This window comes from Amycolatopsis sp. NPDC047767 (assembly GCF_040704195.1).
In the GTDB taxonomy this organism is placed as follows: domain Bacteria; phylum Actinomycetota; class Actinomycetes; order Mycobacteriales; family Pseudonocardiaceae; genus Amycolatopsis.
Window position 1 is genome coordinate 212,819 of the sequence record NZ_JBEYSJ010000004.1, and the last position, 24,019, is coordinate 236,837.

Annotated in this window: 22 protein-coding genes and 2 pseudogenes; 9 read left to right on the forward strand and 15 right to left on the reverse strand. The window is 71.4% G+C overall.

Annotation, left to right across the window (positions count from 1 at the left end; genetic code table 11):
* Nucleotides 1-1,523: 1,523 nt before the first annotated feature.
* Nucleotides 1,524-1,688 carry a hypothetical protein gene (locus tag AB0878_RS09790; RefSeq protein WP_366578277.1) on the reverse strand — a complete coding sequence of 55 codons (165 nt, stop codon included), beginning with the start codon at nt 1,686-1,688 and terminating at the stop codon, nt 1,524-1,526.
* 47 nt (nt 1,689-1,735) lie between these two features.
* Entirely contained in the window at nt 1,736-3,715 is a 1,980-nt protein-coding gene (locus tag AB0878_RS09795; RefSeq protein WP_366578278.1) for a Na+/H+ antiporter NhaA, read from the reverse strand.
* Nucleotides 3,716-3,815: 100 nt separating this feature from the next.
* Between AB0878_RS09795 and AB0878_RS09800 the strand changes: the two genes are divergently transcribed.
* Nucleotides 3,816-4,316, forward strand: a complete 501-nt coding sequence (locus AB0878_RS09800) for a CGNR zinc finger domain-containing protein (protein ID WP_366578280.1) — start codon at nt 3,816-3,818, stop codon at nt 4,314-4,316.
* Between the two features lie 73 nt (nt 4,317-4,389).
* A pseudogene (locus AB0878_RS09805) lies at nt 4,390-4,500 on the forward strand (DNA-binding response regulator); the annotation flags it as partial.
* Here the strand turns inward: AB0878_RS09805 and AB0878_RS09810 are convergent.
* From AB0878_RS09810 to AB0878_RS09825, 4 genes are all read right to left on the reverse strand, one after another.
* Entirely contained in the window at nt 4,497-5,393 is an 897-nt protein-coding gene (locus AB0878_RS09810) for an LLM class flavin-dependent oxidoreductase (protein ID WP_366578282.1), read from the reverse strand. The pseudogene AB0878_RS09805 and the gene AB0878_RS09810 sit on opposite strands and share 4 nt — an antisense overlap.
* 217 nt (nt 5,394-5,610) lie before the next feature.
* Nucleotides 5,611-5,856 carry a helix-turn-helix transcriptional regulator gene (locus AB0878_RS09815; protein ID WP_366578712.1) on the reverse strand — a complete coding sequence of 82 codons (246 nt, stop codon included), beginning with the start codon at nt 5,854-5,856 and terminating at the stop codon, nt 5,611-5,613.
* Nucleotides 5,853-6,539: a GntR family transcriptional regulator gene (locus tag AB0878_RS09820; protein ID WP_366578283.1), complete on the reverse strand. Its 687-nt coding sequence runs from the start codon at nt 6,537-6,539 to the stop codon at nt 5,853-5,855. Before AB0878_RS09820 ends, AB0878_RS09815 begins: the two co-directional genes overlap by 4 nt.
* 59 nt (nt 6,540-6,598) lie before the next feature.
* Nucleotides 6,599-7,099, reverse strand: a complete 501-nt coding sequence (locus AB0878_RS09825; protein WP_366578284.1) for a VOC family protein — start codon at nt 7,097-7,099, stop codon at nt 6,599-6,601.
* A gap of 105 nt (nt 7,100-7,204) precedes the next feature.
* Here AB0878_RS09825 and AB0878_RS09830 point away from each other — a divergent pair, with 105 nt between their 5' ends.
* The 4 genes from AB0878_RS09830 to AB0878_RS09845 all read left to right on the forward strand — a co-directional run bounded on the left by AB0878_RS09830 (nt 7,205) and on the right by AB0878_RS09845 (nt 12,335).
* Nucleotides 7,205-9,367 carry a thiamine pyrophosphate-dependent enzyme gene (locus AB0878_RS09830; RefSeq protein ID WP_366578286.1) on the forward strand — a complete coding sequence of 721 codons (2,163 nt, stop codon included), beginning with the start codon at nt 7,205-7,207 and terminating at the stop codon, nt 9,365-9,367.
* A 34-nt stretch (nt 9,368-9,401) separates the two neighbouring features.
* The gene (locus tag AB0878_RS09835) at nt 9,402-10,700 is read left to right on the forward strand and encodes a dihydrolipoamide acetyltransferase family protein (RefSeq protein WP_366578287.1); all 1,299 of its coding nucleotides are present in this window, start codon (nt 9,402-9,404) and stop codon (nt 10,698-10,700) included.
* A 147-nt stretch (nt 10,701-10,847) separates the two neighbouring features.
* A complete protein-coding gene (locus tag AB0878_RS09840; RefSeq protein WP_366578289.1) occupies nt 10,848-11,321 on the forward strand; it encodes a fibronectin type III domain-containing protein in 474 nt (157 codons plus the stop codon).
* A 54-nt stretch (nt 11,322-11,375) separates the two neighbouring features.
* Nucleotides 11,376-12,335 carry a metallophosphoesterase gene (locus tag AB0878_RS09845; RefSeq protein WP_366578714.1) on the forward strand — a complete coding sequence of 320 codons (960 nt, stop codon included), beginning with the start codon at nt 11,376-11,378 and terminating at the stop codon, nt 12,333-12,335.
* Nucleotides 12,336-12,393: 58 nt separating this feature from the next.
* Here AB0878_RS09845 and AB0878_RS09850 read toward each other — a convergent pair whose 3' ends face one another.
* The 4 genes from AB0878_RS09850 to AB0878_RS09865 all read right to left on the reverse strand — a co-directional run bounded on the left by AB0878_RS09850 (nt 12,394) and on the right by AB0878_RS09865 (nt 14,950).
* Nucleotides 12,394-12,897: a hypothetical protein gene (locus AB0878_RS09850; protein WP_366578291.1), complete on the reverse strand. Its 504-nt coding sequence runs from the start codon at nt 12,895-12,897 to the stop codon at nt 12,394-12,396.
* 85 nt (nt 12,898-12,982) lie between these two features.
* Complete coding sequence (locus AB0878_RS09855; protein WP_366578293.1) at nt 12,983-13,234, reverse strand: RCC1 domain-containing protein; 252 nt, start codon at nt 13,232-13,234, stop codon at nt 12,983-12,985.
* Between the two features lie 100 nt (nt 13,235-13,334).
* Complete coding sequence (locus AB0878_RS09860; protein ID WP_366578295.1) at nt 13,335-14,417, reverse strand: winged helix DNA-binding domain-containing protein; 1,083 nt, start codon at nt 14,415-14,417, stop codon at nt 13,335-13,337.
* Nucleotides 14,414-14,950, reverse strand: coding sequence for a DinB family protein (locus AB0878_RS09865; protein WP_366578297.1), 537 nt, complete (start codon nt 14,948-14,950; stop codon nt 14,414-14,416). The genes AB0878_RS09860 and AB0878_RS09865 overlap by 4 nt, the downstream gene beginning before the upstream one ends.
* Before the next feature lie 61 nt (nt 14,951-15,011).
* On the opposite strand from AB0878_RS09865, the gene AB0878_RS09870 reads away from it, so the two are divergent.
* Nucleotides 15,012-15,989 (forward strand): WYL domain-containing protein, encoded by a 978-nt coding sequence (locus AB0878_RS09870; RefSeq protein WP_366578299.1) that lies wholly within the window; start codon nt 15,012-15,014, stop codon nt 15,987-15,989.
* On the opposite strand, the gene AB0878_RS09875 is transcribed toward AB0878_RS09870, so the two are convergent.
* Nucleotides 15,943-16,797 carry a lysozyme gene (locus AB0878_RS09875; protein ID WP_366578301.1) on the reverse strand — a complete coding sequence of 285 codons (855 nt, stop codon included), beginning with the start codon at nt 16,795-16,797 and terminating at the stop codon, nt 15,943-15,945. The two genes, AB0878_RS09870 and AB0878_RS09875, sit on opposite strands and share 47 nt — an antisense overlap.
* A 221-nt stretch (nt 16,798-17,018) precedes the next feature.
* On the opposite strand from AB0878_RS09875, the gene AB0878_RS09880 reads away from it, so the two are divergent.
* Nucleotides 17,019-17,906, forward strand: a complete 888-nt coding sequence (locus AB0878_RS09880; protein WP_366578303.1) for an RNA polymerase sigma-70 factor — start codon at nt 17,019-17,021, stop codon at nt 17,904-17,906.
* Nucleotides 17,907-18,137: 231 nt separating this feature from the next.
* Here the strand turns inward: AB0878_RS09880 and AB0878_RS09885 are convergent.
* The 4 genes and pseudogenes from AB0878_RS09885 to AB0878_RS09900 form a co-directional block, all read right to left on the reverse strand.
* Nucleotides 18,138-18,922: pseudogene (locus AB0878_RS09885) on the reverse strand (IS481 family transposase); the annotation flags it as partial.
* Between the two features lie 310 nt (nt 18,923-19,232).
* The gene (locus AB0878_RS09890) at nt 19,233-21,617 is read right to left on the reverse strand and encodes an excinuclease ABC subunit UvrA (RefSeq protein WP_366578305.1); all 2,385 of its coding nucleotides are present in this window, start codon (nt 21,615-21,617) and stop codon (nt 19,233-19,235) included.
* A 137-nt stretch (nt 21,618-21,754) separates the two neighbouring features.
* Complete coding sequence (locus tag AB0878_RS09895; RefSeq protein WP_366578307.1) at nt 21,755-22,105, reverse strand: VOC family protein; 351 nt, start codon at nt 22,103-22,105, stop codon at nt 21,755-21,757.
* Nucleotides 22,106-22,255: 150 nt separating this feature from the next.
* The gene (locus AB0878_RS09900) at nt 22,256-22,903 is read right to left on the reverse strand and encodes a GntR family transcriptional regulator (RefSeq protein ID WP_366578309.1); all 648 of its coding nucleotides are present in this window, start codon (nt 22,901-22,903) and stop codon (nt 22,256-22,258) included.
* Nucleotides 22,904-23,045: 142 nt separating this feature from the next.
* On the opposite strand from AB0878_RS09900, the gene AB0878_RS09905 reads away from it, so the two are divergent.
* Nucleotides 23,046-23,954 (forward strand): hypothetical protein, encoded by a 909-nt coding sequence (locus tag AB0878_RS09905; RefSeq protein ID WP_366578311.1) that lies wholly within the window; start codon nt 23,046-23,048, stop codon nt 23,952-23,954.
* Nucleotides 23,955-24,019: the final 65 nt, after the last annotated feature.

The window sequence follows — 24,019 nt, forward strand, 5'->3', positions numbered from 1 at the left end:
GGGGCGCGCCGACCACTGGCCTGGGTGCCAGACAGCGGCGGATTCGCGCCAACAGGCGGGAATCCGCTGCCGTGCGACGGGCTCAGTGTGACTTCGGCGCTCGGTTGCCGATGCCTGGGGGCACATCGGCAACCGAGCGCCGTGGCGGGTTATGGAGATGCTTGGACTGAGTCTGAGGGCTGGGCTGCGTGCGCCCGCTGCCGGCCTGGGTGCCAGCCAGCAGTGGGATCTCGCCAACCGGCGGGAATCCGCTGCCGTGCAACGAGCCCGGTGTGACTTCGGTGTCGCGTGCCGACGGCGGGGCCAGATTCGCAACCGAGCGTCGTGGCGGGTGACGTAGGTGCATGGGCTGAGTCAGAGGTCTGGGCTGCGTGCGCCCGCTGCCGGCCTGGGTGCCAGACAGCGGCGGGCTGCCAACCGGTGGGATTCCGTTGCCGTGCGACGGGTTCAGCGCGTTTTCGGTGCCGTGTGCGGCGCCGGGGGCAGAACGGCAACTGAGTGCCTCGCGGGGTGACGTAGATGCTCAGGCTGAGGCCGAAGGCTGGGTGTGTGTGCCCACTGCCAGTCTGGGTGCCAGACGGCAGCGGTTTCGGGCCAACAGGCGGGAATCCGGTGCCGTGCAACGGGATCGGCGCGTTTTCGGTGCCGTGTGTCGGCGTCGGGGTCAGAACAACGACTGAGCGTCGTGGCGGGTTATGGAGGTGCTCGGGCTGAGGCCGAGGGCTGGGCTGAGTGCGCCCACTGCCGGCCTGGGTACCAGACAGCAGTGGGATCTCGCCAACCGGCGGGATTCCGTTGCTGTGCAGTGGGCTCAGTGCGACTTCGGTGTCGCGTGCCGACGGCGGGGCCAGATTCGCAACCGAGCGTCGTGGCGGGTGACGTAGGTGCTGGGCTGAGGCCGAGGGCGGGGAGCGCGCCGACTACTGGCCGGGGTGCCAGACGGCAGTGGATTCCTGCCAAGCGGCGGGAATCCACTGCCGTGCATCGGGCTCAGTGTGACTTCGGTGCCGGCGCCGAGGCCAGATCGGCAACCGAGTGGCTCGCCGGGTGATGTAGATGCCCGGGCTGAATCCGAGGGCTGGGCTGAGTACGTCCACTACCGGTCTGGATGCCAGACAGCAGTGGATTCCCGCCAACCGACGGGAATCCGCTGCCGTCAAGCGGCTCAGCGCGTTTTCGGTGTCGCGTGCCGGCGGCGGGGCCAGATCGGCAACCGAGCGTCGTGGCGGGTCACGTAGGTGCATGGGCTGAGGCCGAGGGCGGGGTTGAGCGCGCCGACTACTGGCCGGGTGCCAGACAGCAGCGGATTCCCGTCAGCCGAGGGGATTCCGCTGCGGTCCGTCGGGCTCAGCGTGACTTCGGTGCCGGCGCCGAGGCCAGATCGGCAACCGGGCGCCCTGGCGGGTGATGCAGATGCTTGGGCTGAGTCCGAAGGGCTGGGCTGAGCGCGCCGACTGCCGGTCTGGGTGCCAGACGGCAGCGGATTCCCGCCAATCGACGGGAATCCGCTGCCGTCAAGCGGCTCAGCGCGTTTTCGGTGTCGCGTGCCGGTGGCGGGGCCAGATTGGCAACCGGGCGCCGTGGCGGGTGATGTAGATGCCCGGGACGAGGCCCACGGCGGGGCTCAGTGCGCCCGTGGTGTCGATCTCGGCGGGGGCGGTGGTGTTGACGGTGGTGTGAGCGGACATGACTTCCTCCGGGTGTCCCGAGTGGACAGGTCTCTTGTGGACGGTGCTCAGGCCGCGGCGGCCACGATCGCCGCAGCGGGGGCGAAAGCGGCCACGCGGCTGCGGGCGCCGGTGATCACGGTGGTCAGGGTCGCGAGGTCCTGCGGGCCGTCGTGGCGCTGGTCGTTGACGAAGAACGTCGGCGTCCCCGCGACCCCGCTGAGGTCGGCCGACTCGACGTCGCGCTCGACGTGGCCGGCGAACCGGCGGCGCAGCAGGTCGTCGCGGAAGCGGTCGACGTCGAGGCCCAGCTGCTCGGCGTAGCCGACGAGGGCGTCGAAGTGCAGGTCGGTCTGGTTGCCCAGCAACAGGTCGTGCATCGGCCAGAACGCGCCCTGCGCGCCCGCCGCCTCGGCGGCCTCGGCCGCCAGCTGCGCGTGGGGGTGGATGTCGTGCAGCGGCAGGTGGCGCCACACGTAGCGAATGTCGCTGTTCTCGGCCAGCAGTTCGCGCGCGGTCGGTGCCGCCATGCCGGTCCACGGGCACTCGAAGTCGCCGTACTCGACCACGGTCACCGCCGCGTCCTCCGGCCCGCGCACGTGGTCGCGGCTCAGGTCCACCGGAGCGACGAGGTCGGTCAGCACGGGCGCGTCGCCGAGCAGCGCGCGGGTCCGCACCTCCTCCGGCAGCGCGGCCGTGACCTTCTGCACGAGGAAGGTCAGCAGCGCCGCGCCCGCCGCGGCTGCGAGGACGCCGAGCTTCGCCTCTTCCAGTTCTCGCCCGGTGAAGGCGAGGTCGGCGATCAGCAGCGACACGGTGAACCCGACCCCCGCCATCGCGCCGCCGCTCAGCACCCCGGCCCAGCCGACCTGCGGCTGCAGCGCCCCGCCGGTCAGCCGGGTCAGCAGCCACGAGGAGCCGAACACCGCGACCGGCTTGCCCAGCACGTAGGCGAGGAAGATCCCGACGGTGATCGGCGCGGTCACCGCGCTCCCCAGCACCTCGGTGTTCACGGTGATGCCGGCGTTGGCCAGCGCGAACAGCGGGACGACGACGTAGCTCGTCACGCGGTGGAAGGCGTGGCGCAGCCGGGCGTTGGCCGACAGCGTGGCGCTCAGCCGCTTGCTCGCCGAGCTGGCCGCCTCCGCGGTGGGCTGCTCGCGGAACAGGCGCACCAGCTGGGTCGCCTCCTCCAGCGAGTCGCGCTTCGGCACGTACGCCGACGTCGCGAGCCCCACCGCCAGACCCGCCACGACCGGGTCGATCCCGCTGGTCAGCAGCGCGCCCCACACCGTCAGCGCCAGCGCGGTGAACACCGGCTTGCGGTAGCGGTAGTCGAGCCGGCGGCTCGCCAGCACCCCGGCGTACGCGGCGGCGGCGATCCCGACGGCCATCAGGTCCACGTGCCCGCTGTACGCCAGCGCGATGACCACCAGCGCCACGATGTCGTCCACCACGAACACGGTGAGCACGAACGTGCGGATCCGCTCGGGCGCACCCCGCCCGACCACGGTGAACACGCCCAGCGCCAGCGCCGTGTCGGTCGACATCGCCGCGCCCCAGCCGTGCGCGCCGGGCCCGCCGCCGTTGAGCGCCAGGTAGATCAGCACCGGCACCGCCATGCCGGCCAGCCCGGCGACGGCGGGCAGGATCAGGCGGCGGCGTTCGCGCAGGTCGCCGAGGTCGAACTCACGCCGCGCCTCCAGCCCCACCACCAGGAAGAACAGCGTCATCAGGCCGCTGTTGACCCAGTCGCGCACCGGCAGCGCGGCGCTCAGCGGCCCGACCCGCACGCTCAGCACCCAGTTCCACACGGTGTCGTACGCGCCCGGCGCCAGGTTCGCCCAGGCCAGCGCCACCACGATCGCCGCGACGAGGATCCCGGCGCTGCCGGACTCGGTCCGCAGGAACGTCCGCAGCGGGCTCGACGACGGCCCGGACATCGACATCCGGCCCATCGGCATCCCGGACCCGGACATCTCGGACTGACCCATCTCCGACATCGACATGGCTTCGCTGGTCCTCGGGTGCATCGGCGTCACGTTCATGTCTAACCCTTAAAGTCGCTGCTGGTAGTTAGAACTCAAACATGGTAGAACTAACCTGTCAAGAGGGAATTTGAGGGTTAGGTCAATGGAGGGAAGAGCGATGGAGCCAGACGAGACACTGGTCCTCGACCTGCTGAACACCACGGCACTCGTCGACGGCACACCGCACGACGACCTCGCCGACTCGGCAGACGCCCTGCGCTGGCTCTCCGCCCACGGCCAGCCGGCGACGGAAGCGGAGTGGCGCACGCTGCTCGACCTGCGCGCGACCCTGCAGGACGTGGTGCGCGGCGACGCGGAACCGTCGTCGGTCGGGCGTTTCGTCGAAGGCGTCGGCTACCTCGCGACCCTCGGCGCCGACGGCATCGGCTGGACCCTCGACGCCCCCGCGGGCCACACCGCGGCCGCACGCGCGGTCCTCACCTGGGACGGCCTGCGCGAATCCGGCCGCCTGCGCCCCTGCGCCAACCCGGAGTGCCGCCTGTTCCTCATCGACCACAGCAAGGCCAACACCGCCCGCTGGTGCTCGATGGCCACGTGCGGCAACCGCCTCAAGGCGCGCCGGCACTACCGCCGCGCCCAGCAGTCCGAAGTGGACTGAAGCGGGCCCGCCACGACAGGCCCGCTCCAGCACTTCATTCGTTGTGCAGCACCGCCGCGATCGGCAGCCGAGCAAAACCCACGTCGCCCGGATCTTCGCGAAGCTGTCCCTGCGTGACCGCGCCCAAGCAGTGGTGCTGGCCTACGAAACCGGCCTGGTCTCGCCCGGGGACCCGCCGGCCTAGCCCTCGACCGCCCGCCGGACGGCCGGGACGACGTCTCGCGCGAAGCGCAGCACCTGGTCGATCGTCTGGTGCTCCGGCCAGAAGACGAACGTCGTGAAGGGCAGTTCGGTGGCCGAGCGGGTCAGCAACTCGGCCCACTGGGCCGCGTCGCCGCGCACGGGTTCGGCGCCGGTGGTGACCCGCAGAGTGCCGGGCGCGTCGGTGATCGTGCCGACGATCTGGCAGATCCGGCGCACGTCCGACGGCCGGCGGCCGGCAGCGGTGGCGGCCTCGTCCAGGATCGTGTGGGCCGGACCCCACTGCTCGTAGGGCAGGTACGAGGGGATCGGCGCGGCCCAGCCGTCGGCGATCCGGCCGGTCAGGGCCAGCGCCTTCGGTCCCTGCGCGCCGGTCCACAGCTCGATCGGGTGCGCGGGCGCGGGCCCGGGCACGAGACCGTCCACTGTGTAGTGAACGCCGCGGTGGTGCAGCGGCCGCCGGTCGGCGCGCCAGATCGCCCGCATGACCTCGAACGCCTCCTCCAGGGCGGCGTTGGCCACGGCCCGCGAGCGCCGCCGGACGCCGAGGCGCTCGATGGCGTCCCAGTAGCCGCCCGCGCCGACGGCGAGCTCGAACCGCCCACCGGACACCAGGTCGAGCGACGCGGCGGCCTTGGCGAGCATCGCGGCTGGCCGCAGCGGCAGGTTCGTCACGTCGGGGAGCACGTGGATGCGGCGGGTGGCGGCCAGCAGGGCGCCCGCGAGCACGAAGGTGTCGAGGTACTCCGGCACGTACGGGTGGTCCTGGATGCCGAGGAACTCCAGCCCGTGCTCCTCCGCGGCCACCGCCAGCTCGCAGTGCGCGCCGACGTCGAGCGTCGGCACGAGCGAGAACCCGAAAGCCAGTCGAGTCATGACGGCACCCTTCCGGTCGAGGTGGTCACCTGTGCTGACTGTCATTGAGAGTGACCACTGTCGCGACGCAGCATACCGCGGGACACCGCGTCACTCCGGCGAGCTGAACGGCGCGTGCACCATCCGGACGCCAACGGCGGGCTCGCCCAGGTGATGCCGCGCGACTTCGAGCTTGAGCGTGCGGCGGGTCTCGCCCAGCTGCACCAGGGCGCGCTGATCAGCTTCTGCGGCGCCGGGAGCTCGCCGGCCACGGATCGGCCGTTGCCTGACGAGGGGTGGCCCTCCGCGCTTCGGCTCGTGCGCCGGCGGGGTCGACCAGCTCGTCCCCGGTCAGGTTCAGGTGCTGCACCAGCGCGTACAGCGACGCGACCGAGGGCCGGGCCTTGCCGTTCTCGATCCGGCTCACGAGGCTCACCGACACCCCCGCCTTGCGCGCGAGCGGGACACCGGGCCGGGTGTTCAGTGACCGTTAAACCCGTTTCCCGACGGGACGGGCACCGCGAACACCTCCGGGTGCTTCACCAATTCCACCCGCGTCCGGCGGATGTGCAGCTCCAGGATGCGCTCCGCCGAGGCGTGGTCGCGCTGGCGCAGCGCCTCGATGAGCAGGCGGTGCTCCGCGCGGATGATCCAGCTGCGGCGTTCGCCGGCCAGGCGCGTGAACGCCCGGCGGTAGTGCTGCGTGGTGTCCCACAGCCGGTTGAGGATGGCGGCGAGGTCGTGGGCGTCGTGGTGGCGGTAGACCGTCCAGTGCAGCTGCCGGTCGAGCACGAGGAACTCCTCGACGTCGTCCGTCTTCTCGATGCGGTCCTCGAGGGCTTCCAGCTCGTCGATGTCCCCATCGGACAGCCGGGGCGCGGATTCGGCCAGCAGCAAGGGTTCCAGCCGTTCGCGCATCTTGTACGACAGCTCGCACTCGCGTACGTCCATGGAGGTGACCCACGCGCCGGAGTTGGCGCGCAGGGTCACCAGCCCTCGGGACTCCAGGATGCGCAGCGCCTCGCGCACCGGCAGGCGGCTGGTGTGCAGCTCCTCGGCGAGCTCGTCCTGGATGATGCGCGTGCCCGGGGCGAGGCGGCCGTCGAGGATCCGCGCTCGCAGCTCGTCGGCGACGCGCTGGCTCGCGACACCCGCGGGTACGGCCACGCCCGTTCCTCTCGATCGAACGCCTCGCGGCGGTGGTCCCGGACTCAGCCGGACAAGGCTCAGTCGAACGCCTTCGGGTTGTGGTCGAAGGCCTTTCCGTTCGGATAGGACACTAGCTCACACTGCAGGCCCCACGGTGACAGGAAGTACACCCACCGCTGTCCTTCGCTCGCGCCGCTGCTGGTGGTCGGCTCGCCGAGCACGCGCAGGCCGCGGCGGTGCAGGTCGGCGACGGCGGCGTCGAGATCCTCCACGTACAGCGCGATGTGGTGCCCGCCGACGTCGGAGTTGCGCGGCGGGACGAGGTTCTGCTCCGGCGCCTCGTACTGGAACACCTCGAAGATCGCCAAGCCGGCGAGCCGGTAGAAGTGCAGACGCCGCATCACCGCCTTGTCGTCGACGCCGAGATGCTCGCTCATCCAGCTGTCGTCGTGCTCGTACGGTCCGAGCCGGTACAGGTATTCGCAGCCCAGTACCTCGGTGAAGAACTCGTGGGCCTGGTCGAGGTCCGGCACCGTGAGGCCGAAGTGGTCGACGCCCGTCACTCCGGGGATCGGCATGAGCACACCTCCAATGGATCCATTCACTTGCTTTTCATGGCTACTTGACGGCATAGTCTCCGTCAAGCCTTTCGCAATGGATCCATTCGAAGATGAGGAGCCCTGATGGCCACTCACGAGTCACTGGTCGCCGGCGCGCCCTGGATCCGCCTGCGCGCCACGCCGGAGGACTGGGACGAAGCCGCACCGGACCTGCTGCTGAGCCTGCTCGGGCGGGCGCAGTGGATCCGGTCGTTCGAGGAGTACGTGCTGGAACTCGCCGGCCAGGGCCTCGTGCACGGCCCGGCCCACTCGAGCATCGGCCAGGAGGGCGGCGCCGTCGGCTCGATCGCCCCGCTGCGCAGCGACGACTTCGTGAACGGCTCGCACCGCGGCCACCACCAGTTCCTCGCCAAGGCCTTCGGCCACGTCGCCCCGAAGCCCACCGGCCTGCCGGCGCTCGACGACGAGGTCCGCACGGTGCTGCGCCGCACGCTCGCCGAGATCTGCGGCCTGGCCGAGGGCTACGGCAGCGGGCGCGGCGGGTCGATGCACCTGCAGTGGCGCGAGGCCGGCGCGATGGGCACCAACGCGATCGTCGGCGGGGGAGTGCCGCAGGCCGCGGGCTTCGCCTGGAACCAGCGCCACACCGGCACCGACGCGGTCACCGTCACCTACTTCGGCGACGGTGCCGTGAACATCGGCTCGGTGCTGGAGACGTTCAACCTCGCCGCCGCGTGGAAACTGCCCGTCTGCTTCTTCATCGAGAACAACCAGTACGCGGTGTCCACGCCGGTCGACACGGCCACGGCCGAAACCCGGCTCTCCGCACGCGGCCTCGGGTTCAACATCCCGAGCTGGCAGGTGGACGGAATGGATCCCCTCGCCGTGCACCTGGCGATGAGCGAGGCCGTGGCCCACATGCGCGCGGGCAACGGGCCGACCATCGTCGAGGCCGAGGTCTACCGCTACTTCCACCAGAACGGCCCGTACCCGGGCAGCGCCTTCGGCTACCGCACGAAGGACGAGGAGAAGTCCTGGCGCGACCGCGACCCGATCGACCTGCTGCGCGGTCACGTCGTGCGCCGCGGCCTCGCCGACGACGACCGGCTCAAGGCGTTCGACGAAGAGATCACCCGGACGCTGCACGAGATCGGCGACAGCTTCCTCGAAGACGGCCCGGACGGCAAGCGCCGCATCAAGGACTCCGCCTGGCCGGACCCGGCGTTCGTCGACGTCGGCGTGCGCGGTGATCTGTCCGAACTGGACGGAAGCCGCTACGAGGAAGCCGAGTCCTTCAGCGGCGCGCTCAAGGAACGGCGCTTCATCGACACCGTGAGCGATGTCCTCGCCCGGCGGCTGGAGACCGACGAGCGCGTGGTCGTGCTCGGCGAGGACGTCGACCGGCTCAAGGGCGGCACCAACGGCGCCACCAAGAAGGCCATCGAAACGGCACCCGAGCGCGTGCTGGGCACGCCGATCAGCGAGAACGCCTTCGCGGGCCTCGCGGGCGGCATGGCCATCGACGGCCGGGCCCGCCCGATCGTCGAGTTCATGTACGCCGACTTCATGTGGGTCGCAGCCGACCAGCTGTTCAACCAGGTCGCCAAGGCGCGCCACATGTTCGGCGGGACCGGCAGCGTGCCGTTCGTGCTGCGCAGCAAGCTCGCCGCGGGCACCGGCTACGGCTCGCAGCACTCGATGGACCCGGCCGGTGTCCTCACCACGGCACCCGGGCTGCGGGTCGTGGCGCCGTCGAACCCGTTCGACTACGTGGGCCTGCTGAACACCGCGCTGGCCTGCGACGACCCGGTCGTGGTGCTGGAGCACGTGGACCTCTACGCCTCCACGGGCACCGCGCCGGTCGACGACTTCGACTACCGCATCCCCGTCGGCAAGGCCGCGCTGCGGCGCACGGGCGACGACCTCACCGTGATCAGCTACCTGTCCATGGTCGGGCACTGCCTCGAGGCCCTCGACGAGACCGGCGTGAGCGCCGACCTGATCGACCTGCGCTGGCTCGACCGCGCGAGCCTCGACTGGGACACGATCGAACGCAGTGTCCGCAAGACCAACCGGGTGCTGATCGTCGAGCAGGGCGCCATCGGCACCTCCTACGGCGGCCGGCTCGCCGACGAGATCCAGCGCCGCCTGTTCGACTGGCTCGACGCGCCGATCGAGCGCGTCACCGGCGGCGAGGCGTCGCCCAGCATCAGCAAGGTCCTCGAACGCGCGGCGATCGCGCGGACCGAGGAAGTGACCGCGGCGCTGCGGCGCCTGTCCGACTGACCGCAACTGCGACTGGCAGCGAGGAGTTCCAACGATGGCAACGCTGTTGCGGGTGCCCGAAGTCGCCACGGGGTCGACCGAGGCCGTGCTGAGCGAGTGGCTGGTGCCCGAGAACGAGGCGTTCGACGCCGGCACGGCACTGGCCGTGCTGGAGACGGACAAGGCGGCCGTGGAGGTCGAAGCCGAAGCCGGCGCGACCGTGCTGCGGCAGCTGGTGGACCGCGGGACGACGGTGGAGGTCGGCACGCCGATCGCCGTGCTGGGTGCCGTGGGGGAGGACGTGAGCGGGCTGCTGGCGGAGCTGGGTGGATCGGCTTCGGCTTCGCAGAACGGCTCGGCCCCGTCTGAGTCGGCCGAGTCTGAACCGGCCGAATCTGAGCCGGTGCCCGCCGCGTCGAACGGGTCCCGTGAGCGGATCTTCGCGAGCCCCCTGGCGCGCAAGATGCTGAAGGAAGCCGGGATCGGGCTCGAAGCGGTGACCGGGACCGGGCCGAACGGGCGGATCGTGCGCAAGGACGTGGAGGCCGCGATCGCGCGAGCGGACCGGCCGGCGCCCGCCGTGCCACAGCCCGCACCGGCGCCGGCACCGGCTCCGGCGCCCGAAAAGCCCGTGACCGAATCCGTGCCCGTCCGCCGTGAACCGGCGGCAGGCGCGTCGTTCACCGAGATCCCGCACACCCGGATCCGCCGCGCCATCGCGAGCCGGCTGACGATGAGCAAGCAGACGGTGCCGCACTTCTCCGTGCGGCGCACGGCGCGGATCGACGCGCTGCTGGCTCTGCGCAAGCAGCTCAACGAGGTGTCGCCGGCACGGATCTCGGTCAACGACCTGATCATCCGGGCCGTGGCCGTCGCGCACACCGAGGTGCCCGACGCCAACGTCATCTGGACCGAGGACGCGCTGCGCAAGTACGACTCGGTCGACGTCGGCGTCGCCATCGCGTCCGGGCGCGGCCTGGTCACGCCGGTCGTGCGCGGGGTCGAGAAGCTGGCGCCGAGCGCGATTTCGGGCCAGGTCAAGGGGTTCGCGAGCCAGGCCGACGAGGGCAAGCTCAGGCAGCAGGACCTCGAAGGCGGCTCGATCGCGGTGAGCAACCTCGGCATGTACGGCGTGGACGAGTTCACGGCCATCATCAACCCGCCGCAGTCGTCGATCCTCGCGGTGGGCGCCGGGAAAGCCGGTGCCGTGGTGGTGGACGGCGAGCTGACCGTGGCGACGCAGCTGGCGCTCACGCTGGCGGTCGACCACCGCGCGATCGACGGGGCGCTGGCGGCTTCGTGGCTGGGCGTGCTGGTCGACGCGCTCGAACAGCCGCTGCGGCTCGTCGCCTGACCCGGCCCGGTTCCGCCCGCCCGACGTTCCGGCGGGCGGAACCGGGCCCGGTCGAGCACCCGGGAATCGGCCGACTTCCGAGTGTCGACACTTGCGTTTCTCCCTGGTGCGGTGTTCCGTTCAATGGGCGGCTTGAGCTTGCAGCGCATGCCTGCTTGCGATTTCACCCGCCGAGACCTGTTGCGCTGGACCGCGTACGCCGCCGCTGCGGCGGGTTCGACGACGTTGCTCGACCCCGCCCGCGCGCTGGCCGCGACCGACTCCCAAGGCTCGGGCCCGGTGACGCCCGTCAACCTCGAACTCGTGACGCTCGCGGAAGACCGCGCCGTGATCACGTGGTACACCGGCCGCGCCGGCACCGACGACGGGCTCGGCCGCATGGTCCCGGCCGACGCCGACGGCGAAGTCCGCTACGGCACCAACCCCAACCGCCTCAACCGGGTCGCGCACGACATCACCGGCCACACCCCGTACCACTACGTCGAGCTGACCGACCTCGAGCCGGGCCAGACGTACTACTACCAGGCCCGTTCCAACGGCAAGCTCGCCGCGCCCACCGCGTTCACGCTCATCGCCGGCAACGCCGTGGGCACCACGGACCGCGGCCTCGGCACGACGTGACCGTTCGAGTTCAAGACGCCGCAGCCGCCGGAGGGCAGCCACCTGTTCTCGGTGGTGCTGTGCAACGACACCCACATGGGCGAGACGCAGGCCGGGCTCGTCGGCGGGCAGCCGCAGTACATCGGGATCTCTCAGGTGCCCGGGCTGCCGCCGTACCCGGAGGTGATGCTGGAATCGCTGGTGCAGGACGTGAAGCGCTTCGACCCGCGCTACCTGCTCGCCGCCGGTGACATCTCCTCCGAGGCCATGCCGACCGACCTCAGCCGTGCCGGGCACCTGCTCTCGCGCTTCGGCCGCTACCAGGAGGATTACTTCGTCACGCGCGGCAACCACGACCGCGCGCACATCGGCGACGCGTACTCGACCTGCCGCGTCGGGCAGTGGCAGGGCAACGACTGCTTCCACGACGCGTACTTCCCGCACACCGAGCGCACCTACTTCTCGCGTGACCTGTCCGGCCTGCACGTGATCGGCCTCGACACCTACGACAAGCCCGGCAACGGCGGCGACGCCGGCGGCCTGTCGGCCGAGCAGCTCGACTGGTTCCGCACCGACCTCAAGAACCACCGCGACCAGCCGACGCTCGTGTTCGGCCACCACCCGCTCGTGATGCAGGACTCGGCGTTCCCGATCACCGCGGGCAGCTCCGTCGACGCCACCCAGGCCGCGCAGATCCTCGACTGGTACTCGCAGACGCCGGGCGTGTTCCTGCACCACGCGGGTCACACCCACCGCAACCACCGCACGATCAGCCCGACGGCCCCGCGCGTGACGCTGCAGGAAGTGGCCGCCGCCAAGGAATACCCGGGCGGCTTCTCAATCCTTCGCCCGCACACCCACGGTTACGCGCTGAACTTCTACAAGTCCCGCAGCGCACTCGCCCGCCAGTGGAGCGAGCGCAGCCGCCAGGAGATCATGGGCTACTGGCCGCAGTTCGCCTTCGGCAACACCGTGGGCGACCGCAACACCGTCGTCAAGCGCGACCTGACCGGCCTGAAGCGGCCGAACCACTGACGGAGGTCGTTGCCACTGCCGGGGTTTCCGGCGGTGGCACCGTCCTTTGTGGAGTTGTTCAGTGCCGGCCGGGACCACCGTGGCCGCTGTCGCCGCCGTGGTCGTCACCGGGCTCGTTGTGGCGCCCGTGGTCGTCCCCGGGCTCGAGGTGCCGGCCGTGGTCGTCTCCCGGCTCGACGTGCCGGCCGTGGTCATCGCCGGGCTCGACGTGGTTGCGGCTCGTTTCCGGGTGCGTGGTGGCGGTCGGCGGCGCGTACGTGGTCGACTGCGGTGCCCGGCCATCGGTCACCTGAGCCCGGGCATCCCGATCGTCCCCCGGCTCGACCCCCGTGCCCCCGCGCCGATCCCCGGGCACCACGGCCGCCGTGGTCCGGCCCCCGGCCTGCGGATTGTCCTCAAAGGACACAACTGCGGCCGGCCTCGTCGCGGGCTCCGGTGACCCCGCGGCCACCCCGCCCCACACGACCGCCGTCACGATCCCGGCGGCCGCCACCGTCCCCGCGGCCACCCCGATGACCCGGCGCCGGGTCCGCTGCGTGCTGTTCTGCGGTGAGTTCGTCATGTCCTCATCGTCACGCCGCCCCGGGGCCGGTCACCATCGTCCGGTGGTCCTAGTACCGCGGGGTCAGCGCGCTGGTGCTTGCCCCTCAGGACCCGGCCCGGATCGCGAGGCGGTGCCGGCGTCCGGCAGCGATCGCGGCGACGCCTGTCAACGGGGAAGACAGAACCGCGGCCGGGGCGAGGCTGTCGGTCGTGGTCCCGTTGCCGAGCATGCCGTCGAAGTTCGCGCCCCAGGCGAGCATCGTGGCTTCGGACGTGCGAGCCAGGGTGACCTGGCCGCAGACGGCGAGCGTGGTGATCCCGGTGAGTGGCGTGGCCGTGCAGTCCGTTGCCCTCACAGCGCACACTGACCCGGGGACGGCGCGGTCGGTCTCGGTGCCGTCGCCGAGTTCCCCGTTGCCGTTGAAGCCCAAACTCAGGCCACTCCGGCATTCGGCGTCACCTTTCGACGCGGACGCCCCGGTGTTCCCCGTCCGACAAGAACAACGCCACTGCCTCGCCTTCGTCGCAGACGGCCGCGCGCTCCGCCCGCGTCAGGCGGCGCAACGGGGACACCACCACCGTGCCCTCCTCGACGGTCCACGTCGCTGTGACGCGGCCGTCCACGAGGAGGACGCGGGAGCCCGCGACGGAGAGGTTGCGGTGGGCGTCGTCGACGATGCGGGTGCGGTCGGCGTAGCCGAGGAGGGCGTTGTCGAACGCGGGGAGGTAGCGGACGGGCGCCGGGGTGTCCGGGTCGGGCCGCGGGGCGTCGGGGAGGTCCAGCAGTTCGCGGCCGCGGTCGTCGCGGAAGGAGACGAGTTCGGCGCGCACCGAGGCGACCGCGGCGGGCAGCCCGGCGAGGCCGGACCACGCGCGCAGGTCGGCGGTGGCAGCGGGGCCGTACGCGGCGAGGTAGCGGCGGACCAGCTCGGCGCCCACGACGTCGTCCGGGGGAGCCGGGACGTCGCGGCCCAGCCAGGCGGACAGCGGCAGGTACCGCACGCCTGCCTTCTCGCGCCACACCCCGCGTGGCGGCAGCTGCACGACGGGCACCAGCGCGGCGACCAGCATCTCGCCCAGCGCGCGCGGCCCGGGCGCGGGCCAGCGGTCCGCGACGGCCCGGGCGAGCTCGGGCATGGACCGCGGTTCGCCGTCGGCCAGGACGGCGCGGCCCGCCGCGGCGAGCTCGGTGAGGTCGACGCCGTCGAGCTCGCGCCGGTACACGCCGAGGACGCGCTGGCGCAGCATCGCGTCGTGGCGGGTGCGCCAGGCGAGGGCGTCGTCGGCGGTGACGAGGTGCACGGTGCGGCGCATGAGATGGGTCCGGACCACCTGCCGCCCGACCAGCAGCTCCGACAGCTCAGTCGGGTCGAACCCCCGCAACCGCGACCACAGGCCCGTGAACGGTTCCTGCGGCTCCTGCGCCTGCAGCCCGCACAGGTGCGCGACGGCGTCGAGCGCGGGCAGGTCGGCGCGCTCCAGCAGCAGCTGGCGGGCGAGCGTCGCGCGGTTGAGCGCGCGGTTGCCCAGCAGGGTCACGACGCTTCGAGCGTCTCGCGCAGCAGATCGGCGTGGCCCGCGTGCTGCGCGGTCTCGACGATCACGTGCAGCAGGACCCCGCGCACACTGCGCTCGGCCCCGGCCTCGTGCCACGGCGCCTCCGGCAGCGGGTGCGTCGCCGCCAGATCGGGCACGGCGGTGACGATCTCCTCGGTCCGCGCGGCGACCTCGTCGTAGCGCTTCAGGATCGCCGCCAGCGTGTCGCCGGGCTGCATGCTCAACTCGGCCTGGTGCTCGATCGCCCACTTCGGGTACTCGCGCGCGGTCCCCGCCGCGAAATCGGCCCAGGTCACGCCCTCGGGCAGCTCGTAGCTCATCGCCGACGCGCCTTCGACGGCGAAACGCAGCCACTGCTCTTCCATCGACGCGACGTGCTTGACCAGCCCGCCGAGGCACAGCTCGCTGACGGTGGGGCGCTCGCCGAGCTGCTCGTCGGTGAGGTCGCGGACGCTCGCCTTCAACGTCTCCCGGGCCTCGGCCAGCTGGGTGAGGAGTTCGGTCTTTTCGCTCATGCCGTCATCGTGGCAGGGGTAGCGGACAGGATGTGGCCGCTTCGTCCGTCAGGATGAAACCGTGCCGAAGACTTCCGCCCGCCTGCTGGCGTTGCTCTCGCTGCTGCAGGCGCGCCGCGACTGGCCGGGCGCGGCGCTGGCCGAGCGGCTCGCCGTCAGCCCGCGCACCGTCCGGCGCGACGTCGATCGCCTGCGGGAGCTGGGATATCCGATCGTCGCGGCCAAGGGACCCGACGGCGGCTACCGCCTCGACGCCGGCGCGCAGCTGCCGCCGTTGCTGTTCGATGACGAGCAGGCCGTCGCGCTCGCCGTCGCCCTGCAGCTCGCGACCACCGCCGGCGCGGGCATCGAGGAGGCGGCCGCGCGGGCGTTGACGACCGTGCGCCAGGTCATGCCCGCCCGGCTGCGGCACCGGATCGACACTGTCCGCGTGACGGCGCTCGCCCGGCCGGGGCCGCAGGTCGGCGGCGAAGTGCTCGCCGCGCTGGGCGCCGCCGTCCACGCGAGCGAGGTGCTGCGCTTCGACTACCCGCCTGGCCCGGCGCCGCGGCGCGTCGAACCGCACCACCTCGTCGCCCGCGGCGGCCTCTGGTACCTCGTGGCCTGGGACCTCGACCGCGGCGACTGGCGCGTCTTCCGTGCCGACCGGCTCACGCCCCGCACGCCGACCGGACCGCGGTTCACCCCGCGCGAGCTGCCCGGCGGCAGCGTCGCCGCCTTCGTGACCAGCCGGTTCCAGGGCTCCGGCAACGGCTGGCCCTGCCGCGGCTCGGTGCTGCTCGACCTGCCCGCCGCGGCGGTGTCGCGCTACGCCGGGGACGCCGTCGTCGAGGAGGCCGGCCCGGACCGGTGCCGGCTGGAGCTGGGCTCGTGGTCGTGGGTTTCGCTGGCCGCCGCGTTCGGGCGGTTCGACGCGGACCTGGAGGTCGTCGGACCGCCCGAGCTGGCGGAGGCGTTCGAGACGCTCGGGCGCCGCGCTTTTCATGCCGGGGTCACGCTGCGGCGGCCGGCCCGCTCGCCAGTGCCTGAACCCGGTTGAACGGCCCGTTGTAGTAGTTCTGGTCGCCCGGCAGGCCGCCGGTGCGCGAGAACTGCCAGATGCTCTGCTTGTCCCAGCCCGCCGGCAGCTCGCCGATCTGCGGGGCGTAGCGGGCGAGCCACAGCGGATTCGTGTTGCCGAAGCGGTTCGTGTTGCCGGTGCAGCGTTTCCACCACGTGGTGGAGGTGTAGATCAGCGCGCTGCGGCCTTCCTTCGCGAGGTAGGTGCGGGTGAAGTCGGCGATCCAGTTGGTCATGTCGGCCGGGCTCTTGCCGTAACAGGCGTCGCCGTACGGGTTGTACTCGATGTCGAGGGCTCCGGGCAGCGTTTTGCCGTCGCCGCGCCAGGCCCCGCCGTTCGCGATGAAGTACTCCGCCTGCTGCGCGCCGCCGGAGACGTCGGGGCGCGCGAAGTGGTAGGCGCCGCGGATGATGCCGGCGGCGTGGGCGCCGTCGTACTGCGCGCCGAACTGCGGGTTGACGAATCCGGTGCCCTCGGTCGCCTTGACGTAGGTGAACCGCGCGCCCGCCCCGCTCGCGGCTTTCCAGTCGACGGCGCCGGTATGCCCGCTCACGTCGTGGCCGAGCGTCTGGTCGACGTCGGCCCGGGCCAGGTCAGGGCCCCTGTGCACCCCTTCGTGTGCCGCGATTTGCGCGCCCGCGTAGGTGTCCCCGGCGAGCGAGTAGTCGGCTGCCGGCGCGGCCGAGGCGGGCGCCGTCAGCAGCCCTCCCGGCACCAGCACCCCGGCGACGATCAGCAAAGACCGCCGCCACCGGCCGCCACGGTCGTTTCCCGGCACTGTTCGCATTCCGGCTCCGATCCTGTCACGGGCAGGTCCGATGATCATCGTGCCTCCGGTGTGGACAGTTCGCGAGCCTTCTGTCACTCGATCGTGGAAAGCTCCACTGTGGACAGATCTGTAGCACCACGTCGCGGCGGGCGTCGCGGTGGATGATCACCGGCGGATTCCGGGGCGGGCGTAAGCTGGCTGCGTCAGTCGCACACGTCGTCGGAAGGGCTGCCGGGGGTATGGAAGAGAGCGGAAGCGCCACTCTCGACGACGCGGCCGAGGTCTTCGCGCAGGTGCGCCCGCGGCTGTTCGGCATCGCGTACCGCATGCTCGGCAGCGCGGCCGACGCGGAGGACGTGCTGCAGGAGGTGTGGCTGCGCTGGCAGAAGGCCGACCGCTCGGTGGTCGAGAACCCGGCCGCCTACCTCGCGACCACGACCACGCGCCTGGCCATCAACGCCACGCGGACCGCGTACGCGCGGCGCGAGACCTACGTCGGGCCCTGGCTGCCCGAGCCCGTCGACACGACAGCCGACCCGCAGCTCGGCGCCGAGCGCGCCGCCGCGCTGGAGGTCGCCGTGCTGATGCTGCTGGAGAAGCTCACGCCGACCGAGCGCGCCGCGTACGTGCTGCGCGAGGCGTTCGACTACCCGTACTCGCAGATCGCCGAGATCATCCAGACCACCGAGGTCACGGCGCGCCAGTACGTGAGCCGCGCCCGCAAGCACCTGGCCGCGGAGAAGCGTAAGCCGGTGAGCGAGGAGGAACGCAAGAAGCTGCTCACCGCGTTCCTCGCCGCCGCCCAGGCCGGCGACCTGCCGGCGCTGGAACAGCTCTTCGCCGCCGACGTGGTGAGCTACTCCGACGGCGGCGGCGTCGCCCGCGCCGCCCGCTCGGCGATCTTCGGCCCGGCCACGCTCGCCAAGGTCATCCGCGCCTACCAGCCGTTCTTCTGGACGGACGCCGACATCGTCTTCACCCACGTCAACGGCGACCTCGCCGCCGTCCTCAGCCGCAACGGCGCGGTGTACGGCGTCATCAGCTTCACCTCCACGGAAGACGGCATCGACAAGATCCTCTGGATGCTCAACCCCGGCAAGCTCACCGCCGCCCTGCCCGCGAACTGAGGCGCTGCAATGCGGCGCATCGCCCTCCTTGGCCGCAGCGGCGCGGGCAAGTCGACGTTCGCCGCACGCCTCGGCACGACCCTCGACGTGCCCGTGGTGGAGCTCGATGCGCTGTTCTCGGTCGCGCACCCCGTCGTTCTGGCTCGTGCGCCGCTAGCCGCCGGAGGCGGAGCCCGCGCGCAACCGGCCCCTCGGCGGGCAGACCCCACCCCCGTAGGTGTTTTGTCGTGGGAGGTTGGGAACGCGGCTGGCGGGTGGGTGGCCGCCGAGTGCGGTGTGGCCGCGGTGGTGATTGTGGGTGTGGAGCCAGCCGGGGAGGGTGTCGCGGCGGGCGCGTTCGGAGGGGTAGGGCTGTTGTAGGCCCATTCGGCGAGCAGGGTGCGGTTGAAGCGTTCTACTTTCCCGTTTGCGCGGTAGGGGCGGGTGTGTGTGGATGATCCCGGCGTTGGTGAGCGTGTCGCGCCAGAGGCGTGATGTGTAGCAGGCGCCGTTGTCGCCGAGCACTGTCTGCACTGTGATTCCGTGGGTGGTGAAGAACAGTTGCGCGCGTTGCCAGAACGCGGCGGCGGTCTCTGTGCGCTCGTCGGGCAAGATCTCGCTGTAGGCCAGCCGCGAGTGATCGTCCACGGCGTTGTGTGGGTAGCTGTAGCCGACGTGGCTACGGCCGCGGGCGTCGAGGGTCTTGCCCGGTGTGCGGGTGCGGTGCCGGTGTCCGGCCTGACGGCCCACGGCCCGGTCCCCGCCCCCGTCAGGGATTCTGCCCAGTTTTTTGATGTCCACGGGCACGAGTTCGCCTGCTGCGGCGCGCTCGTAGCGGCGGATCGACCGGCTGTGGCCCGGTCGAGATGGTACAGGCGGGCCAGGCCGTAACGAGCCAGCACGCGGTGCACGGTGGAGGGCACCGGGCGCAGGAAGAACGCGATCCGGGCCGGCCCCCAGCGCCGCAGCACACGGACCTTCACGATCCGTCGCTCGGTGCGGGTCGGGGGGCTGGAACGCGGCCGGGAAGGCCGGTCGGGCCTGCCCGCTTCCAGCGTATCGGCCCGCACCGACAGAATCGGGTGGTCGAGCTGGCCAGAGGCCGGATCATCCACAACTCGCGTTGCTTGTGGACAACACCCTGACCTGCGGTTCATCGGCTCGGTGCGGTCTGCGGTGTCACCTACACGGGCGCTGTTCAGCACTCCGTCAAGCACATCTGGCAGTGGCTCCCCCCGCGGCCGCGCTGCCCGTCATCGAGGCCACGTTCGCCGAGCACACCGCCACGCGACCGGGCACCGGCTCAGGAACCCCCCACACTGCCGAAAGGTTCCTGAGCCGCTCGGCTCACGCACCGACGTAGTCCGCCAAATGCTCCCCAGTCAGCGTGGCGCGCTTCGCGACGAGGTCGGCCGGCGTGCCCTCGAAGACCACGCGGCCGCCGTCGTGGCCGGCGCCCGGGCCGAGGTCGATGATCCAGTCGGCGTGGGCCATCACGGCTTGGTGGTGTTCGATGACGATGACCGACTTGCCGGCGTCGACGAGGCGGTCCAGGAGGCCGAGCAGCTGGTCGACGTCGGCCAGGTGGAGGCCGGCGGTCGGCTCGTCGAGGACGTAGACGCCGCCGTCGGTGCCCATGTTCGTGGCGAGCTTGATGCGCTGGCGCTCGCCGCCCGAGAGGGTGGTCAGGGGCTGGCCCAGTGTGAGGTAGCCGAGGCCGACGTCGGCCAGGCGCTGCAGGATCTTGTGCGCCGCCGGGATCTTGGCTTCGCCGTCGGCGAAGAAGTCCACGGCCTCGGCCACCGGCATCGTGAGGACCTCGCTGATGTCGCGGCCGCCGAACCGGTATTCGAGCACCGAAGCCTGGAACCGCTTGCCCTCGCACACCTCGCACGGAGTGGCGACGCCGGCCATCATCGCGAGGTCGGTGTAGACGACACCCGCGCCGTTGCAGTTCGGGCACGCGCCCTCGGAGTTGGCGCTGAACAGGGCCGGCTTCACGCCGTTGGCCTTCGCGAAGGCCTTGCGGATCGGCTCCAGCAGGCCGGTGTAGGTGGCCGGGTTGCTGCGCCGCGACCCGCGGATCGCACCCTGGTCCACGGTCACCACGTCGGCGCCGCCGGACACCGAGCCGTGGATGAGCGAGCTCTTGCCCGAACCGGCCACGCCGGTGACGACCACGAGCACGCCGAGCGGGATGTCGACGTCCACGTCCTGCAGGTTGTGCGTGCTCGCGCCGCGCACCTCGAGGGCGCCCGACGGCGTGCGCACCGACGGCTTCAGCTTCGCGCGGTCGTCCAGGTGGCGGCCGGTGCGGGTGCCGGACTTGCGCAGGCCCTCGACACTGCCCTCGTACACGACCTCGCCGCCGCCGCTGCCCGCGTCGGGGCCGAGGTCGACGACGTGGTCGCCGATCGCGATCGTCTCCGGCTTGTGCTCCACCACGAGCACGGTGTTGCCCTTGTCGCGCAGCTGCTGCAGCAGGCCGTTCATGCGCTGGATGTCGTGCGGGTGCAGGCCGATGCTCGGCTCGTCGAACACGTAGGTCACGTCGGTCAGCGACGAGCCGAGGTGACGGATCATCTTGGTGCGCTGCGCCTCGCCGCCCGAGAGCGTGCCCGACGGCCGGTCGAGCGAGAGGTAACCGAGCCCGATCTCGACGAACGAGTCGAGCGTGTGCCGCAGCGACGCCAGCAGGGGAGCGACCGACGGTTCCTTCAGCCCGCTCACCCACTCGGCCAGGTCGTTGATCTGCATTGCGCAGGCGTCGGCGATGGACAGCTTGCCGATCTTCGACGAACGCGCCTCCGCCGACAGGCGCGTGCCCTCGCACTCCGGGCAGACGGTGAACGTGACCGCCCGCTCCACGAACGCGCGGATGTGCGGCTGCATCGCGTCGACGTCCTTGGACAGGAACGACTTCTGGATCGCGGGCACGAGTCCCGAGTAGGTGAGGTTGATGCCCTCGACCTTGATCTTCGTCGGTTCCTTGTACACCAGGTCGTTCAGCTCTTTTTTCGTGAACTTCCTGATCGGCTTGTCCGCGTCGAAGAAGCCGCTGCCGCGGAAGATCCGGCCGTACCAGCCCTCCATGCTGTAGCCGGGGATGGTGATGGCGCCTTCGTTGAGCGACTTGTTCTCGTCGTAGAGCGCGGTGAGGTCGATGTCGTTGACCTTGCCGCGGCCCTCGCACCGCGGGCACATGCCGCCGGTGATGCTGAAGGTGCGGCGCTCCTTCACCGTCCGCCCGGCGCGTTCGAACGTCACCGCGCCACCGCCGCTGATCGACGCGACGTTGAAGGAAAACGCCTGCGGCGAACCGATGTACGGCTTGCCGAGCCGGCTGAAGAGGATCCGCAGCATCGCGTTGGCGTCGGTCGCGGTGCCCACAGTGGACCGCGGGTCTGCGCCCATGCGCTCCTGGTCCACGATGATCGCCGTCGTGAGGCCTTCGAGCACGTCGACGTCCGGCCGGGCGAGCGTGGGCATGAAGCCCTGCACGAACGCGCTGTAGGTCTCGTTGATCAGCCGCTGCGACTCCGCCGCGATCGTGCCGAAGACCAGCGAGCTCTTGCCCGAGCCGGACACACCGGTGAACACGGTCAGGCGGCGTTTCGGCAGCTCGACGCTGACGTCCTTCAGATTGTTCACGCGCGCGCCGTGCACGCGGATCACGTCGTGGCTGTCGGCGCCTTGCGGCGCGGACGAGGGCTTGGCCTTCGCCGTGGTCATCGGGTCTCCCTCTGCTGGGACGCGGGCCGCGCGTGCGGCGTCGACGGGGTCGGTGGAGCGGCTGGCGTCGATTCAACCAGCTCGGGCGGGATGCTCGTGGCCGATCGGCCGCCCGCTCGCCCGGAGCGGGCGGCGGTTCAGCGGTCCTGGAGCAGGCCCAGCACGTTGCCGTCCGGGTCGGTGACGGTGGCGACGAGCCGCCCGCCGCCGACGTTCTTCGGCTCCTCCCGCACCACGGCGCCCGCCGCGGTCACCTCGGCCAGCTTCGCCTCGATGTCGTCGACGTGCCAGTAGGCCACGGGCGAGGGCGCGGCCTGCGGGCCGCCGTTCGGCACGAGGCCGATGTGCTGGCCGGCGGTGTCGAACCCGACGTAGTACTCGCTGTCGGCCTGCGGCGCGATCCCGAGCAGCGCGGTGTAGACCTCCTTGGCCTTGCTCAGGTCGGAGACGGAGTGCAGCACGGTCTTGATGCCTTGCGTGGTGGACATGGTGGCTCCCGGTGGTTGTCGGTTCGACTGCGTGTCTTCGACGCTAACCGGGGCGGCCGCGTGAGCGCTTCTCGATTCCTGCTCGGTTCGCCCCGCGACGGTGCGTCGTCGGCTGTGGACGGTGCGCGGACCGGCCACAGTGGACGCGCGTCAGAGGCCCCTCACGAGCGTTTCGTGGGTCGCTTCGAGGTGGGCGGCGAGGCGGCCGGCCGCCAGGTCGGCATCGCGGGCGAGCACGGCGTCGAGCAGGCCGCGGTGCTCGGCGTCGACGTCACGTTCGCCGTCCGGCTCCGCGACGGACCAGCGGCGGTAGAGCTCACCCTTGTCGCGCAGCCGGTACGCCATCGCGAGGATGCGCTGGTTGCGGCAGCCTTCGAGCAGCGCGGTGTGGAACGCGCCGTGGGCCTTGCCGGCCGCGACCGAGGACCGCGGGTCGTCCGTGCGCGGCGTGACGAGCAGCAGGTGGTGGGCGCCGACCACGCGCGCCTCCCACGCCGCGTCGCCCTCGCGCACCGAATGTTTCAACGCGAGGGTCTCGATCTCCAGCCGGGCCTCGGTGAGGTCGCGCAGGTCCGCCTCCGACAGCGCCGCGACGCGGAAGCCCTGCATCGGCCGCTCCTGCACCAGGTCGCGCTCGGCCAGGCGCAGCAGGCTCTCGCGCGCGACGCCGACGCTGCACTCGAAGCGTTTGCACAGCTCCGCCGTGCGCAGCGGCGAGCCCGGTTCGCGCGCGCCGGAGAGGATCTCCTCACGCAGGCTCAGGTACACGCGCTCGTTGCGGGTCTCCTTGTCGGGCACCCGTCCATTCTACGAATGTTCGAGCCTGGGGCCGGCTTCGCCGCGCTCGTCCGTTCGGGTCATCATTCGAGTATTGGACAGATATTCGAATATCTGACGTAGTCTGGATCTTGACCGACCACGAGGAAGGAACGGATCACCCATGACCGTCCAGGCTGACTCCCGGACCTACGACTTCGACGCGAACGTGGCGGGCCCCGTGCTCGGCATCCCGCCGCTGAGCGTGCCGACGTTCGACGCGCCCGAGCTCACCCCGCTGCGCAAGCCACTGGGCGACGCGACCGTCGGGCTGCTCGTCACGTGTGGCGCCTACTACCCGGACCAGAAGCGGCTGGAGCAGCGCAGCGACCTGTCCTACCGCCTGCTGCCGCGCGAGCGTGACCTGTCCGAGGTGCTGTTCGCGCACATGACGCCGATCCGGGCGTTCGCGCTGGCCGACGCGAACGTCGCCTACCCCCGCGACACGATGCTCGACCTCGAGCGCGCGGGCGTGATCGGCCGCTACGCCGGCCGCGCCGTGTCGATGGTCGGCTCGATCTCGCAGTACGACGAGCTCGCCACCGAGACCGCGCCGAGGATCGTGGACGAGTTCACCGCGATGGGGGTGGACCTCGTGCTGGTCGTGCCGTTCTGCCCGCAGTGCCACGTCGCCGGCGGGGTCCTGGCGCGCGCGATCGAACGTCGGGGCTTGCCGACCACCAGCCTCACGACGCTGCACCGCGCGGCCTCGGCGGTCAAAGCCCCGCGCGCGACGTTCCTCGACTTCCCGCTCGGTTGTCCCGGTGGCCGGCCCCGTGAGGTCGAGCAGCAACGCGCCATCGTCCGCGCCGCGCTGGAGACGGGTGCGGCCGTGGACCCGGCCGAGCCGTGGTCGCTGCGCCGGCTGCCGTTCCGCTGGGCGGCCGACGGCAACCGGGACTGGGAAACGCTGGTGACCGACCTGTACCGCGTCGACAACGAGATCCGGGGGAGTGTGCGGGCGAACCTCAACGCACACGTCATGTCGCTGGCGGGGCAAGAGAAAGAGTTCACGATTCGCTGCGCCTGCTGAGGTCTGTCCTTTGCGGACTAATCGTCGCGTTGAAGACTTCCCATACTGTGCGGTGTGTCCCCGGC

What these genes read in the sequence shown, in the direction of transcription:
- AB0878_RS09790 (WP_366578277.1), bottom strand. Translation starts at nt 1,688, where the DNA reads ATGTCCGCTCACACCACCGTCAACACCACCGCCCCCGCCGAGATCGAC.
- AB0878_RS09795 (WP_366578278.1), bottom strand. Translation starts at nt 3,715, where the DNA reads ATGAACGTGACGCCGATGCACCCGAGGACCAGCGAAGCCATGTCGATG.
- AB0878_RS09800 (WP_366578280.1), top strand. Translation starts at nt 3,816, where the DNA reads ATGGAGCCAGACGAGACACTGGTCCTCGACCTGCTGAACACCACGGCA.
- AB0878_RS09810 (WP_366578282.1), bottom strand. Translation starts at nt 5,393, where the DNA reads ATGACTCGACTGGCTTTCGGGTTCTCGCTCGTGCCGACGCTCGACGTC.
- AB0878_RS09825 (WP_366578284.1), bottom strand. Translation starts at nt 7,099, where the DNA reads ATGCCGATCCCCGGAGTGACGGGCGTCGACCACTTCGGCCTCACGGTG.
- AB0878_RS09830 (WP_366578286.1), top strand. Translation starts at nt 7,205, where the DNA reads ATGGCCACTCACGAGTCACTGGTCGCCGGCGCGCCCTGGATCCGCCTG.
- AB0878_RS09835 (WP_366578287.1), top strand. Translation starts at nt 9,402, where the DNA reads ATGGCAACGCTGTTGCGGGTGCCCGAAGTCGCCACGGGGTCGACCGAG.
- AB0878_RS09840 (WP_366578289.1), top strand. Translation starts at nt 10,848, where the DNA reads ATGCCTGCTTGCGATTTCACCCGCCGAGACCTGTTGCGCTGGACCGCG.
- AB0878_RS09850 (WP_366578291.1), bottom strand. Translation starts at nt 12,897, where the DNA reads ATGACGAACTCACCGCAGAACAGCACGCAGCGGACCCGGCGCCGGGTC.
- AB0878_RS09865 (WP_366578297.1), bottom strand. Translation starts at nt 14,950, where the DNA reads ATGAGCGAAAAGACCGAACTCCTCACCCAGCTGGCCGAGGCCCGGGAG.
- AB0878_RS09875 (WP_366578301.1), bottom strand. Translation starts at nt 16,797, where the DNA reads ATGCGAACAGTGCCGGGAAACGACCGTGGCGGCCGGTGGCGGCGGTCT.
- AB0878_RS09880 (WP_366578303.1), top strand. Translation starts at nt 17,019, where the DNA reads ATGGAAGAGAGCGGAAGCGCCACTCTCGACGACGCGGCCGAGGTCTTC.
- AB0878_RS09890 (WP_366578305.1), bottom strand. Translation starts at nt 21,617, where the DNA reads ATGACCACGGCGAAGGCCAAGCCCTCGTCCGCGCCGCAAGGCGCCGAC.
- AB0878_RS09895 (WP_366578307.1), bottom strand. Translation starts at nt 22,105, where the DNA reads ATGTCCACCACGCAAGGCATCAAGACCGTGCTGCACTCCGTCTCCGAC.
- AB0878_RS09905 (WP_366578311.1), top strand. Translation starts at nt 23,046, where the DNA reads ATGACCGTCCAGGCTGACTCCCGGACCTACGACTTCGACGCGAACGTG.